Origin of the sequence: Aquamicrobium soli (assembly GCF_042646345.1) — a bacterium.
Lineage (GTDB): Bacteria > Pseudomonadota > Alphaproteobacteria > Rhizobiales > Rhizobiaceae > Mesorhizobium > Mesorhizobium soli_A.
The window spans coordinates 20,663-34,087 of the sequence record NZ_JBHRTK010000016.1 but is presented as its reverse complement, the minus strand read 5'-3'; the positions used below and the strand labels follow the sequence as shown (position 1 = coordinate 34,087).

Genomic DNA, 13,425 nt, shown 5'->3' with positions numbered 1-13,425 from the left:
CTGTCCTATTCTTCTTCGGTCTCGGCCCCGGATCTCTGGAGCGAGGCGGCCTTGGGATTGCGTGCGTGGAACAAGTCGAGGTCGGCTTCGATGCGGTCGAGCAAGCGGTTACGCACCATGTCGTAACCTAGTTCCACCGCCGCGGCAAAGCCGTTCGCATCGGCGCCGCCGTGGCTTTTCACGACAATGCCGTTGAGGCCGAGGAAGACACCGCCGTTGGAGCGGCCGACATCGAGCTTCTCGCGCAGCCGGTTGAAGGCGCTGCGGGCCAGGATGTAGCCGAGCCGCGCCATCAGCGTACGGCTCATCGCCTCGCGCAGGTACTGGGCGAACTGGCGCGCGGTGCCTTCGGCGGTCTTGAGCGCGATGTTGCCGGAAAAGCCTTCCGTCACCACCACGTCGACGGTGCCCTTGCCGATATCGTTGCCCTCGACGAAGCCGCGATAGTCCATCGAAGCCAGGTTGGCCTCGCGCAGCATGCGCCCCGCGTCCTTGACTTCCTCCTGCCCCTTGATCTCCTCGACGCCGACATTGAGCAGGCCGACCGTGGGGCGCTCGACGCCGAACACGGAGCGCGCCATGCCGGTGCCCAGGATGGCGAAGTCCACGAGTTGGTGCGCATCGGCACCGATGGTGGCGCCAACGTCCAGCACCACGCTTTCGCCGCGCAGCGTCGGCCAGATCGCGGCGATGGCCGGACGATCGATGGTGGCCATGGTGCGCAGGCAGAATTTCGACATCGCCATGAGCGCGCCGGTGTTGCCGGCCGAGATACATGCGTCCGCCGTGCCGTTCTTCACCGCCTCGATCGCCTTCCACATCGACGATTTCCAGCGGCCGTTGCGCAGCGCCTGGCTGGGCTTGTCGTCCATGCGCACGGCGACTTCGCAATGGATGAGTTCGCTTACCCCGGCAAGCTTCGGAAAGCGCGCAAGGATGGGCCCGACGATCTCTTCGCGGCCATAAACGATGAAACGAATATCGGGGCGGCGTGTCGCGACGGTTGCCAGAGCCGGCACGACCACGTCCGGGCCGTGATCGCCGCCCATGGCGTCGATGGAAATCCTGATCACTCGAAATTCATCTCACGGTTTGCCCCGGCCCTCGCGGCGATACCGCGAAAATAGCGGTTTTGCGCCTCCACACAACCGGCATTCTCTTCCATCTTCCAGCTTTCAGGATTTTCCAAGCAGCGAGCGCAGCTTTTTCTGGAATTCGTTCTCCACCGGTTCGGCGTCGTCCGCGGCCTCGCCAAGGCTGACGCCCGGCTTGCGCGGATAAGGATCGATCGCAAGCGCAAAGAACTGCTCGGCGAGCGCGCCGGCGTCCACCGTATCGCCGGAAAAGGTTTCCGGGCTGTCCGGCCCGTCGGCATCGAGAAGAATCTCTCCGGCGTGGCCGAATCCCTCGCGGCCGAGCTTGGAATCCTCCGGCAGGAAAAGCCCTTCGACTGCCTCGTCGATATGGGCGTCGAGCGGGTCGAGCGTGACGACGCAGGCCTGGACGATGTCGGCACGGACGCGGCCGGCGATCTTCACGCCGTTGCGCTTCCACGGCTTCACTTCCAGTTCGGCGCGCCAGTCCTTCACGGAAAGCAGGCCATGCTCCTCGGCCAGCGCCGCCAGTTGGACAGAATCGGCCTCGATCGTCAGCGACACGCCCTTTTGCGGCAGCCGCGCGACATGGACGGGGAAGGAAACCGGGCTTTTTATCGGTGTTTCGTGCATCGCAAATTCCTCCTCATGCCGCATGGGCGGCAGGAAAGGACAGTTTCCCGGCCTGGATTTGCGCGGACGGCTGCGAGGCCAGGTCCTTTTCAACCCGCAGCACGTAATCGGCAAGGGCGCCGGCCTCCGGCCAGGCTTCGGTATCGGGCCGGACGTTGCGGGTCAGCGCCGCGGCCAACGAGGCGACATCGCCACGGTCCAGCGAATCGCTGTAGGCGGCCGTGCGGCCGTAATACATCTTGGCGAGTTTCTTCATGCGCTTGGGCACGCCGATGTCGCTTATGCCGAGTTCGCGCAGCGAATGGTCGATATCGAGGAAAAACTCGTCGATCAGGATCTGGGCGATCGCCTGCGAAGCCCCTTCCTCGCCGCGCATGCGATGCTGGAACAGGAACATATGCAGCGACAGCATCTCGAAACGGCCGAGCGGCGTGTCGGGGACGCCCCAGTCCGAATAAAATGGGCTTTGCCGCGCCGCTGCCACGATCTCCCCGTACAGGGCCTCGGTGATCGCGCGATTGGCTTGGCGTTCGCGGCCAAACAGGCGCTTGAACATGGGGAACGAACTCCCGAGGGGGTCTTTGTTACGGTGGTGTTGTTGCATCGGCAGCTAAGCTGGTTTACCGGTTTTGCGGCGCCGTGCAAGCCGGCCAATCTGATGGAGTTGTTGTTGCGCGAGCAAAATTTCAAGCCAAGCCGTCCAGCGAAACCCGTTTTGGCGCTGAAGGCCCGCTCTCCCCTGTCGTTGGGAATGGTGTCGATGCTGCTTGCGGCATCGGTCCTGACCGCCTGCAATTCGTCCAAGACGTTCGGCGACCTCAACCCGAGCCAGACCCTCACCCAGGGCTACATCGTCGACCAGGAGACGCTCGACCTCGTTCCGGTCGGCTCAAGCCGCGAACAGGTGCTGCTGGCCCTCGGCACGCCCTCGACCACGGCCACCTTCGACAACGAGGTGTTCTACTACATTTCGCAGACGCGCAAGCGCCCCGTCGCCTTCGCCAAACCCAAGCTTGTCGACCAGAAGGTGCTGGCCGTCTATTTCGGCCCCGACAACCGCGTCACCCAGATCGCCAATTACGGCCTGAAGGACGGCAAGGTCTTCGATTTCGTGTCGCGCACGACGCCGACCGGCGGCAAGGACCAGAACTTCCTCGCGCAGGTCATCAAGGGCGCCGGCAGCCTCGCCCCGAGCCTGCCCAGCGGCTGATACGGGTCGGCCAGCCAGCCCCACACAAGAGCGATCACCGTCATTCCGGAGCCGCGCGCAGCGGAACCCGGAATCCAGCACGCCTACCTTAACCGCTTGAAGCGCATCGCGATCTTTCAGATTCGCTCCATACGCTTTGGGCTGGTTTTGACCCGAAACAGAGACCCCTTCGGGAGACCGCCAGCGTCTCCACTCTGGATTCCGGGTTCCGCTGCGCGGCCCCGGAATGACGGCCCCTGTCGCACGGCCTGAAACGTTTCATCGCTTGACTGAACCGGAGCGATTCCCCTCGGAGTCCTTTCGTGGGCAAGCCAGGGATCGCCCGGCGGCCGAACCCCCCTGCCCCCAAAGAAAAACCCGCGGGATCGCTCCCGCGGGTTTCTGGTTTCTACCGGCCTTCGATCAGGCGGAGTGCGCCAGCACGGCAAGGAGCAGCAGCGCGACGATGTTGGTGATCTTGATCGCCGGGTTGACGGCGGGGCCGGCCGTATCCTTGTAGGGATCGCCGACGGTGTCACCAGTCACCGAAGCCTTGTGCGCTTCTGAGCCCTTGAGATGCTTGACGCCGTCCTTGTCGGTGAAGCCGTCCTCGAACGACTTCTTGGCGTTGTCCCAGGCACCGCCGCCGGATGTCATCGAGATGGCGACGAACAGGCCGTTGACGATGACGCCGAGCAGCGAGGCGCCGAGCGCGGCAAAGGCGGATGCCTTCGAGCCCGAGATAAGCAGCACGCCGAAATAGACGACCAGCGGCGCGAGCACCGGCAGCAGCGAGGGGATGATCATTTCCTTGATCGCCGCCTTGGTCAGAAGGTCGACGGCGCGCGCATAGTTCGGCTTCGACGTTCCCTTCATGATGCCGGGGTTCTCGCGGAACTGCTTGCGCACTTCCTCCACGATCGAGCCCGCCGCGCGGCCAACCGCCGTCATGGCGATGCCGCCGAACAGGTAGGGGATCAGGCCGCCGAAGATCAGGCCGGCCACCACATACGGGTTCGACAGGTCGAACGACACGGTGCCGAGGTCGGAGAAGTACGGGTACTGCGCCGCGTTGGCGGCAAAGTACTGCAGGTCGTTGGAATAGGCGGCGAACAGCACCAGCGCGCCGAGGCCGGCGGAACCGATGGCGTAGCCCTTGGTCACGGCCTTGGTGGTGTTCCCGACCGCGTCGAGCGCGTCGGTCGAATGACGCACTTCCGGCGGCAGACCCGACATCTCGGCGATGCCGCCGGCATTGTCGGTGACCGGGCCGAAGGCGTCGAGCGCCACGATCATGCCGGCAAGGCCGAGCATGGTGGTGACGGCGATCGCCGTGCCGAACAGGCCGGCGAGCTGGTAGGTGGCGATGATGCCGCCGACGATGACGATGGCCGGCAGAGCCGTCGATTCCAGCGAAACCGCAAGGCCCTGGATGACGTTGGTGCCGTGGCCGGTTACCGACGCCTGGGCGATGGAGTTCACCGGGCGCTTGTCGGTGCCGGTGTAGTACTCGGTGATGACGACGATCAGCGCGGTCACCACGAGGCCGATCAGGCCGCAGATGAACAGGCTGGTGCCGGTCAGCGTCATGCCGTTGGCGGTGCCGATGTCGCCCCAGCCGATGGTCATCTGGTTGGCGATCGCCAGGCCTGCGATGGACAGGATGCCGGTAACGATCAGGCCCTTGTAGAGCGCGCCCATGATCGACCCGTTCGAGCCGAGCTTGACGAAGAAGGTGCCGACGATCGACGTGACGATGCAGACGCCGCAGATGACGAGCGGGTAGAGCATCATTTCGGCGAGGTTGGGCGCCGTGGCGAAGAAGATCGCCGCCAGAACCATGGTCGCGACGACCGTCACGGCGTAGGTCTCGAACAGGTCGGCCGCCATGCCGGCGCAGTCGCCGACATTGTCGCCGACATTGTCGGCGATGGTGGCGGGGTTGCGCGGATCATCCTCCGGGATGCCGGCTTCCACCTTGCCCACGAGGTCGCCGCCGACATCCGCACCCTTGGTGAAGATGCCGCCGCCGAGACGGGCGAAGATGGAAATCAGCGAGGCGCCGAAGCCCAGCGCCACAAGCGCGTCGACCACGTCGCGGCTGCCCGGCGCGTAGCCGAGCCCGCCGGTAAGGATGAAGTAGTAGACGGAGACGCCGAGCAGGGCGAGGCCGGCCACCAGCATGCCGGTGATGGCGCCCGACTTGAAGGCGATGTCGAGGCCGGCGGCGAGGCTGTTGGAAGCCGCCTGCGCAGTGCGCACATTGGCGCGGACCGACACATGCATGCCGATGAAGCCGGCGGCGCCCGACAGCACCGCGCCAATCAGGAAGCCGATCGCGGCGACACCCGAAAGCAGCCACCAGGCCAGCAGGAAGACGACCACGCCGACGATGGCGATCGTGGTGTACTGACGTGCAAGGTAGGCTTGCGCACCTTCGCGGATGGCCGCGGAAATTTCCTGCATGCGTGCATTGCCCTGGTCGGCAGCAAGTACCGACCGTGTCGCCCAGATGGCGTATAGGACTGAAAGCAGGCCGCAGGCGATGACGACGTAAAGCATGGTCATGGCCTAGTTTCCTCGATTGACGGTCCGAAGAACCCCTCTCCGGGCCAGTGAGACACGGCTTCGTTTTCCCCAAGGGAATCCGAACCTCCCCTGCGACTTATCGAAACAGGCAGCCGAACGTCAAGAAATTGTTGAGTTTTTGCCCGGCTTTCACCCGAAAGCGCGGGCTTCGACGCGCTTTTCGCAAGCGGTATTTCTTTAGATCGATTGAAAGCCGAGAATGCGCGCCAGGTGATTCGGTCGGCGGTTTTTTGGCCGGCGCATCAGGAAGGTTTGCGGGCGTCCGCCAGGCGCTGCGCGCCGAGCAGCAGCAGGCACAGCCCCGTCACCGGCAGGACGATCGCGGCCAGCATCTCCCAGCCCCAGGCATTATAGACGGCGCCCGACATCAGCGAGGCGAAGGCGACCGTCGAGAACAGCACGAAATCGTGGAAGCCCTGAGCCCTGCCCTTCTCCTCCGGGTGATAGGCCGCTGCCACCATCGAGGTCGCACCGATGAAGGCGAAATTCCAGCCGAGGCCGAGCAGGATCAGCGCCGTCCAGAACTGCCACAGCGCGATGCCCGACAGCGCCACGGCCGAACAGCCGACCAGCAGCGCAAAGCCGCAGGTGACGACAGCCGGCGCGCCGAAGCGGTGGATGAGCCGGCCGGTGAAGAAACTCGGCCCGAACATCGCCATCACGTGCCACGAAATGCCGAGCGTCGCCTCGTCCGAGGAAAAGCCGCAGCCGACCATGGCGAGCGGCGCGCCGGTCATGACGAAGGTCATCATGGAATAGGAGCCGACGGCGCACACCAGGGCGACCGCATAGCGAGGCTGCATGACGATCTGCAGCAGCGGGCGGCCGGCATCCTTTACAGCCTCGTGCGCCTTCACCGCCGAGCGGGCGGGCAGCAGGAACAGGATCGCGCCGCCGACCACCGCCAGCACCGCGATGGCGACGAACGAGCCGGCAAACGGCACCGGCGCCAGGAGATCATGGGTGTAGATGACCGTCTGCGGCCCGAGCACCGCGGTGATAATGCCGCCGGCCAGAACCAGCGAAATGGCGCGGGCCTTGAATTCCGGCGGCGCGCTGTCTGCCGCGGCGAAGCGGAACTGCTGCACGAAGGCATTGCCGAAACCGACGATCGACAAGCCGAAGGTGAAGCCCCAGAAGCTCATATGGAACAGGGCGATCGCCGCGATCAGCCCGCCTACGGCCGAAATCCCTGCCCCCGAAAGGAAGCCGTCGCGATGGCCGAGCTTGCGGATGACCCAGGCTGCGGGCAAGGCGCCGACGGCCAGGCCGACGCTGTAGCCGGTGAGCGGCGCGGTCGCCAGCGACTTGTCAGGCCCCAGCATGAGGTGGCCGGCCAGCGCCCCGAGCGCAAAGCAGATAGGCCCGGCGGAGCCCAGGACGGCCTGTGCCGCGGACAGGACGAAGGCTACACGGCGGGCCTCGCCCTGCGCCCCGGCCTTCACGCGCCCTTGCCCCGCCCTTCTCCGCGCACCCGGCGCGCAACGCGGTCGAGCACCGCGTTGACCAGCTTCGGCTCGTCCTCGGTGTAGAACGCCTTGCCGATATCGACATATTCCGAAACGATGACGGCGGTCGGCACGTCGGCGCGCTTCATGAGTTCGTATACCCCGGCCCGCAGGATCGCGCGCAGGGTGGAATCCAGCCGCGACAACGGCCAGTCTTCCGTCAACGCCTGGCGGATGACGGGATCGACCGTCTTCTGGTTCTCGACGACGCCCGACAGGATGGCGCGAAACCACTGCGCGTCGGCCTCGCGGTAAAGCGCGCCGTCCACTTCCTTGCCGAGCCGGAAGGCCTCGTATTCGGCGGCGATCTCGAGGACGCCGCTGCCGGCGACATCCATCTGGTAAAGCGCCTGAACCGCGGCAAGCCGCGCGGCCCCGCGCTTGTTGGCCTGGCGGGGCGCCGGACCGGACGATGCGGGCTCCTCGCTCACGCCTCTTCTCCAAACCGTTCCCTGAGCGCGATCATGGTCAGCGCGGCGCGCGCGGCAAAGCCGCCCTTGTCGCCCTCGCTGCGCCTGGCGCGCGTCCATGCCTGCTCGTCGTTTTCCGTGGTCAGGATCCCGTTGCCGATGGCGACTGCTTCCTGCACCGAAAGATCCATCAGGGCGCGGCTCGATTCATTGGCGACGATGTCGAAATGATAGGTATCGCCGCGCACGACCGTGCCAAGCGCCACGAAGCCGTCGTAGACGGTGCCACCGTTCGCCGCCGCGTCGAGCGCGAAGGTGATGACAGCCGGAATTTCCAGCGAACCCGGCACCGTCGCCACCTCGTAGGTCGCGCCGGCTTCCTCCAGCGCATGGGTCGCGCCGTCCAGCAGCGCATCGGCCAGTTCGTCGTGGAAACGGGCCTCGACGATGAGCAGGTGCGCCTTCTTGCGCGGGCGAATGAACGCCTTGCCGTGTTGGGATGTGCCAGCCATTGATGCTCTCCGAAAGAGCGGGTGACTTAAGCCGAAGCCGCGCGGTGCGCAAGCGCCGCGAACGGAGACAGTGCGTCAAAACGACTGCCCGGCTCAAAAGCCCTGTGCGGCGGCTTCCGCCAACCGTGCGGCATAACGCGCCATGGTGTCGATTTCGAGATTTACGCGGTCGCCCGCCTTGCGCTCGCCCCAGGTGGTGACGGAGAGCGAATGGTGGATCAACAGCACGTCGAAGCGCAGGCCATCGACCTTGTTGACCGTCAGCGACGTACCGTCCAGCGCGACCGACCCCTTCGGCGCGATGAACCGCGCCAGTTCGCGCGGCGCTTCCAGCGTGAAGCGCACGGCGTCGCCTTCGTCCTTGCGTTCCACGATCGTCGCCATGCCGTCGACATGGCCGGAAACGATATGGCCGCCAAGTTCGTCGCCGATCTTGAGCGCCCGCTCGAGGTTGATGCGGGTGCCGGCCTGCCACCCCGCCGCCGTCGTCAGCCTCAGCGCCTCCTCCCAGGCCTCGACCTCGAACCAGCGCGCATTCGAGCCTTCCTCCGGCAACGCGGTGACGGTCAGGCAGACGCCGCCGCAGGCGATGGAGGCGCCGATGGCGATCGTCGCCGGGTCATAGGCGGTTTCGACGCGCAGGCCGACGCCTTCCTTCAGCGGTTTCACCTGCGCGACCTTGCCGATGTCGGTGACGATCCCGGTAAACATTACAAAGCCCTCACCCATTCCCTGCAGATGTCGTCGCCAAAGCGCATTTCGCGTGTCGCCGTGAACCCGGACGGGATGCTTCCTTCATTGATCGGCGAAGCGATGCCGTCGGCCCCGATCTCGTCCACGCCGCGAAACAGCACGATGCGGTCGACCAGGCTGTCGGCGAGAAAGGCGCTGGCGGTTGCGGCTCCGCCCTCGACCAGGACGGTCGCCATGCCGAGCGCGGCAAGGTCTTCCATCAGTTCCGGCAGGGCGATGGCGCCGTTATGCGTATCGGTGCCGATGAAGCGCACGCCACGACGCTCGAACGCCGCCTTGCGCTGCAGGTCGACGCCCTCGCCGACGGCAAGGTGAAGCGGCACGCGATCGACGTCGGCGACCAGCTTCGCCGTTTCCGGCAGCCGCAGGTCGCGATCGAGCACGATGCGCGCCGGCGACCGGTTCTCCAGACCCGGCAGCCTTACCGTCAGCGCCGGGTCGTCCTCCAGCGCGGTGCCGATGCCGATCAGGATCGCATCCGCCTCCGCCCGCATCATCTGCACCTCGCGGCGCGCGATCTCGCCGGTGATGGTGACCTGCCCCTGGCCACGCCGGCCGATCTTGCCGTCGCTCGAAAGCGCAAGCTTCAGAGTCACTTCCGGGCGCTTCCTGAGGGATCGAATCAAATAGCCGGCCAACTGCGCGTTGGCTTCCGCGGCCAGTACCTTCTCCACCACCTCGACGCCGGCGGCGCGCAGGATGGCGTAGCCCTTGCCTGACACGCGCGGATCGGGATCGCTGGCAGCACCGACCACCCGCGCGATGCCGGCGTTCACCAGGGCGTTGGCGCAGGGCGGCGTGCGGCCGTGATGCGCACACGGCTCCAGCGTCACATAGGCTGTCGCGCCGCGGGCGAGTTCGCCGACCCCGGCCAGCGCCTCCGCTTCGGCGTGCGGCCGGCCGCCGATGGCGGTGACGCCGCTGCCGACGATCATCGGCCCGGCGCCGTCGTCGCGCACGATCAGCGTGCCGACCGAGGGATTGGTGGCGGTGCGGCCGAGATTCCTGCGCGACAGCCGGAGCGCCGCCGCCATGTAGCGGCGGTCGATGGCTTCCTGAACCGGATTGCTCGCAGCCGCCATTCAGCCGGCGTCCTCGTCTTCGCCCTTCAACTCGCCCAGGACATCGTGAAAATCCTTGGCCTCGCGGAAATTACGATAGACCGATGCGAAGCGCACATAGGCGACGTCGTCGAGCGACTTCAGCGCCTCCATCACCAGCCGGCCGATCTCGCCGGTGGTCACCTCGGTTTCGCCGGAACTTTCGAGCTGGCGCACAATGCCGGTGACGGCGCGGTCGATGCGCTCGGGGTCCACGTTGCGCTTGCGCACGGCGATCTCGACCGACCGCAGCAGCTTGTCGCGGTCGAACGGCACCTTGCGGCCGGATTTCTTGACGACGACGAGGTCGCGCAACTGCACCCGCTCGAAGGTGGTGAAGCGGCCGCCGCAATCGGGGCAGACGCGCCGGCGACGGATGGCAGCCCCATCCTCGGCGGGGCGGGAATCCTTCACTTGCGTATCTTCGGACTGGCAGTAGGGGCAGCGCATGGCGGTCGGTCGTCTCGCGATTCTTTCAACACCGAAGGCTTATAGCATGTCTCCCGAAAGCGGTCCCGATTTCGGGATAAAGACATGCTTGAAATCAAGAACTTAAAGCGCCCGCAGCGAATCTGGAAGATCGCGACACGCTTTAAGACCCTTCGGCACGGGTGCAAACATGAGAACGGCCCCGCTACCCGGAGATAGCGAGGCCGCCCGGAAATTTCTATAGGTCGGCTCAGCCGAGATACGGATAGAGCGGGAAGCGATCCGTCAGGGCCACGACCTTGGCCTTCACCGCAGCCTCGACGGCGGCGTTGCCCTCGTCGGAGTTGGCGACCTTGAGCCCATCCAGAACCTCGGCGATCAGCTTGCCGATCTCGCGGAACTCGGCCTGCCCGAAGCCGCGCGTGGTGCCGGCCGGCGTGCCCAGGCGGACGCCGGAGGTGACGAACGGCTTTTCGGGGTCGAAGGGAATGCCGTTCTTGTTGCAGGTGATGTTGGCGCGGCCCAGTGCCTGCTCGGCGCGCTTGCCGGTGGCGTTCTTCGGGCGAAGGTCGACCAGCATCAGGTGGTTGTCGGTGCCGCCCGACACGATGTCGAGGCCGGTTTCCTTGAGGCTCTCGGCCAGCGCCTTGGCGTTGGCGGCGACATTCTGCGCATAGAGCTTGAACTCGGGCTTCAGCGCCTCGCCGAAGGCCACGGCCTTGGCGGCGATGACGTGCATCAGCGGGCCGCCCTGCAGGCCGGGGAACACGGCCGAGTTGATCTTCTTGGCGATCTCCTCGTCGTTCGTCAGCACCATGCCGCCGCGCGGGCCGCGCAGGCTCTTGTGCGTGGTGGTGGTGACGACGTGGGCATGCGGCAGCGGCGATGGATGCACGCCGCCCGCCACCAGGCCGGCGATGTGGGCCATGTCGACCATCAGGTAGGCGCCGATCGAATCGGCGATCTCGCGGAAGCGCTTCCAGTCCCAGATGCGCGAATAGGCGGTGCCGCCCGCCAGGATCAGCTTCGGCTTGTGCTCGTGCGCTAGTCTCTCGATCTCGTCCATGTCGAGCAGGTGGTCGTCCTTGCGCACGCCGTAGGAAACGACCTTGAACCACTTGCCGCTCATGTTGACCGGCGAGCCGTGGGTCAGGTGGCCGCCCGAATTGAGATCGAGGCCCATGAAGGTGTCGCCCGGCTGCAGCAGCGCCAGGAACACGGCCTGGTTCATCTGGCTGCCGGAATTGGGCTGCACGTTGGCGAAGTTGCAGTCGAACAGCTTCTTGGCGCGCTCGATGGCCAGCGTCTCGGCCACGTCGACGAACTGGCAGCCGCCGTAGTAGCGCTTGCCCGGATAGCCCTCGGCATATTTGTTGGTCATGATCGAGCCCTGCGCTTCCAGAACGGCGCGCGAGACGATGTTTTCCGAGGCGATCAGTTCGATCTCATGGCGCTGGCGGCCGAGCTCGTCGCGGATGGCGCCGAAGATTTCCGGATCGACATCGGCGAGAGGCGTCTCGAAGAAGGCTTCACGTGTCGTTTGGGCTGCCGCTGAACTGGCCATGCTTGGTGTTCCTCACTGTCGGGGTGTTGCGCGGCAATTAACACAGATGTTGCGACGCCGCCACGCTTGCGGCGCGAAATTTGCTGGCCGAAATGCGCCAAGGAGCGCGGCGCCATAAGAAAAGGCCGCCCCTGACAGGCGGCCTCTTTCATGATCGGCGAAAAGGCGCTCAGAGCGCGGACGTGATCTGCAACTCGTCGACGCCGTCCCAGCCGTAGACGTCGTCGCGGAACTGGACGACGCCGGGGCCGGTCGACCAGGCCGAGACGTAGAGGAAATGCACCGGCACCGGATTGGTGACGGCGACCGGCTGGCTCTCGCCGGTCTTGATCGCCGCCTCGAAATGCTGGCGATCCCAGCCGGGCGTGTCGCGCAGGATCCAGGTGACGAGGTCGCGCACGTTCTGCACGCGCACGCAGCCCGAGGAATCGAAGCGGATCAGGTTGTTGAACAGGCTTTGCTGCGGCGTGTCATGCATGTAGACGCCGTCCGGGCTCGGGAAGTTGATCTTCACCGTCGCCATGGCGTTGTTGGCGCCCGGGTCCTGGCGGAAGCGGTACTTGGCGGCCTCCTCCGTCGACCAGTCGACGTTCATCGGATCGACCTCGCTGCCGTCGGGCGCGAACAGGCGGATATGGCTGTCCTTGAGGTAGTTCGGGTCCTTGCGCATCAACGGAATGATGTCCTTGCGCACGATGGAAACCGGCGCATTCCAGTACGGATTGACGATGATCTCGTTGATCTTGGAATTGACGATGGGGGTCTGGCGGTCGATCTTGCCGACGATCGCGGTGTGGCGAAGCACGACGCGGTTGTTCTCCACCGCCTCGATCTGGGCGGCGGGGATGTTGACCAGCACGTAGCGGTCGCCGAGCGTGCCGACCTTCTCGCGCAGGCGACCCAGGTTGGTCTGGAGCTGACCGAGGCGCGTCTGGGCGCCCACGTTCATCGCCAGATAGGAATACTTGCCCAAAACGCCGTCCGCCGGCAGGCCATGGCGCGCCTGGAAGCGCTTGACGGCGGCATCGACGTAGGAATCGAAGGACGGCGAAAGGCCGGCGTTCTGCGGCAGGTCGCCCGACACCATCAGCCGCTTGCGCAGCGGCACCACGTCGGCATCGACGACGCCGAGCTGAAGCTTCTTGGTGGACGGCACTTCGCCCCAGCCGCCCTGGCTGACGATGCCCTGGTACTGCGCGATCGCCTGCTCGGTGTAGGAAACCGTCTGCGGGCTGAAGATCGGCAGCGTCGAGGCTACCTTGGCACCGCTGTTGCTCGAGCGGGCGTCGAAGGTATCGTCCCAGCCGCGGCCCGACGATTTAAGGATGTCATCGATGACGTTCTGGGCGCGCGCACTGCCGGCGACGAGGGTCGCAGCGAGGGCGGAGGCTCCGGACAAGAAAAAACGACGGCTGGTGATCATGGACGTTCCAGACTATCCCTTACAATTTTTCCGATGGCCGGAATGCTCACGGCCACTCAAGCGCAACCCGGAGGGCGACCTCATTTTCGGCCGGCAATCTTAACAATATGCCAACCATGCCCATGCGAACCGCAAACAACGCCATTTTTGGCCAAGGTCCGGTCCGCCCAGGTTTTTCGTCCTGTTTGGTCAGCTTCCTCGCTTCCACCTGAATATGGCGG

The 13,425-nt window shown here is 65.4% G+C and carries 13 protein-coding genes; 1 reads left to right on the top strand and 12 read right to left on the bottom strand.

Features of this window, described 5'->3' with window-relative positions:
- Positions 1–5 precede the first annotated feature (5 nt).
- From plsX to ACFOHJ_RS16715, 3 genes are all read right to left on the bottom strand, one after another.
- Positions 6–1,073 carry a phosphate acyltransferase PlsX gene (gene plsX, locus ACFOHJ_RS16725; RefSeq protein ID WP_378222398.1) on the bottom strand — a complete coding sequence of 356 codons (1,068 nt, stop codon included), beginning with the start codon at positions 1,071–1,073 and terminating at the stop codon, positions 6–8.
- Between the two features lie 102 nt (positions 1,074–1,175).
- Positions 1,176–1,727 (bottom strand): YceD family protein, encoded by a 552-nt coding sequence (locus ACFOHJ_RS16720; protein WP_378222396.1) that lies wholly within the window; start codon positions 1,725–1,727, stop codon positions 1,176–1,178.
- Between the two features lie 13 nt (positions 1,728–1,740).
- Positions 1,741–2,283 carry a ubiquinol-cytochrome C chaperone family protein gene (locus tag ACFOHJ_RS16715; protein WP_378222395.1) on the bottom strand — a complete coding sequence of 181 codons (543 nt, stop codon included), beginning with the start codon at positions 2,281–2,283 and terminating at the stop codon, positions 1,741–1,743.
- Positions 2,284–2,487: 204 nt separating this feature from the next.
- Between ACFOHJ_RS16715 and ACFOHJ_RS16710 the strand changes: the two genes are divergently transcribed.
- The gene (locus ACFOHJ_RS16710) at positions 2,488–2,937 is read left to right on the top strand and encodes an outer membrane protein assembly factor BamE (RefSeq protein ID WP_378222394.1); all 450 of its coding nucleotides are present in this window, start codon (positions 2,488–2,490) and stop codon (positions 2,935–2,937) included.
- A gap of 402 nt (positions 2,938–3,339) precedes the next feature.
- Here the strand turns inward: ACFOHJ_RS16710 and ACFOHJ_RS16705 are convergent, their stop codons facing one another.
- From ACFOHJ_RS16705 to ACFOHJ_RS16665, 9 genes are all read right to left on the bottom strand, one after another.
- On the bottom strand, positions 3,340–5,484 hold the full coding sequence (locus tag ACFOHJ_RS16705) for a sodium-translocating pyrophosphatase (protein ID WP_378222392.1): 2,145 nt from the start codon (positions 5,482–5,484) through the stop codon (positions 3,340–3,342).
- A 263-nt stretch (positions 5,485–5,747) separates the two neighbouring features.
- Complete coding sequence (locus tag ACFOHJ_RS16700; RefSeq protein ID WP_378222391.1) at positions 5,748–6,950, bottom strand: MFS transporter; 1,203 nt, start codon at positions 6,948–6,950, stop codon at positions 5,748–5,750.
- Positions 6,947–7,444 (bottom strand): transcription antitermination factor NusB, encoded by a 498-nt coding sequence (nusB, locus tag ACFOHJ_RS16695; RefSeq protein WP_378222389.1) that lies wholly within the window; start codon positions 7,442–7,444, stop codon positions 6,947–6,949. The genes ACFOHJ_RS16700 and nusB overlap by 4 nt, the downstream gene beginning before the upstream one ends.
- Complete coding sequence (gene ribH, locus ACFOHJ_RS16690; RefSeq protein ID WP_378222387.1) at positions 7,441–7,935, bottom strand: 6,7-dimethyl-8-ribityllumazine synthase; 495 nt, start codon at positions 7,933–7,935, stop codon at positions 7,441–7,443. The genes nusB and ribH overlap by 4 nt, the downstream gene beginning before the upstream one ends.
- A gap of 93 nt (positions 7,936–8,028) precedes the next feature.
- Entirely contained in the window at positions 8,029–8,646 is a 618-nt protein-coding gene (locus tag ACFOHJ_RS16685; RefSeq protein ID WP_378222386.1) for a riboflavin synthase, read from the bottom strand.
- Positions 8,646–9,770 (bottom strand): bifunctional diaminohydroxyphosphoribosylaminopyrimidine deaminase/5-amino-6-(5-phosphoribosylamino)uracil reductase RibD, encoded by a 1,125-nt coding sequence (gene ribD / locus ACFOHJ_RS16680; RefSeq protein WP_378222384.1) that lies wholly within the window; start codon positions 9,768–9,770, stop codon positions 8,646–8,648. Before ribD ends, ACFOHJ_RS16685 begins: the two co-directional genes overlap by 1 nt.
- Positions 9,771–10,238 (bottom strand): transcriptional regulator NrdR, encoded by a 468-nt coding sequence (gene nrdR, locus ACFOHJ_RS16675; RefSeq protein ID WP_378222382.1) that lies wholly within the window; start codon positions 10,236–10,238, stop codon positions 9,771–9,773.
- A gap of 229 nt (positions 10,239–10,467) precedes the next feature.
- On the bottom strand, positions 10,468–11,781 hold the full coding sequence (gene glyA, locus ACFOHJ_RS16670; protein WP_378222380.1) for a serine hydroxymethyltransferase: 1,314 nt from the start codon (positions 11,779–11,781) through the stop codon (positions 10,468–10,470).
- Between the two features lie 169 nt (positions 11,782–11,950).
- Positions 11,951–13,204 (bottom strand): L,D-transpeptidase family protein, encoded by a 1,254-nt coding sequence (locus tag ACFOHJ_RS16665; protein ID WP_378222378.1) that lies wholly within the window; start codon positions 13,202–13,204, stop codon positions 11,951–11,953.
- Positions 13,205–13,425 lie beyond the last annotated feature (221 nt).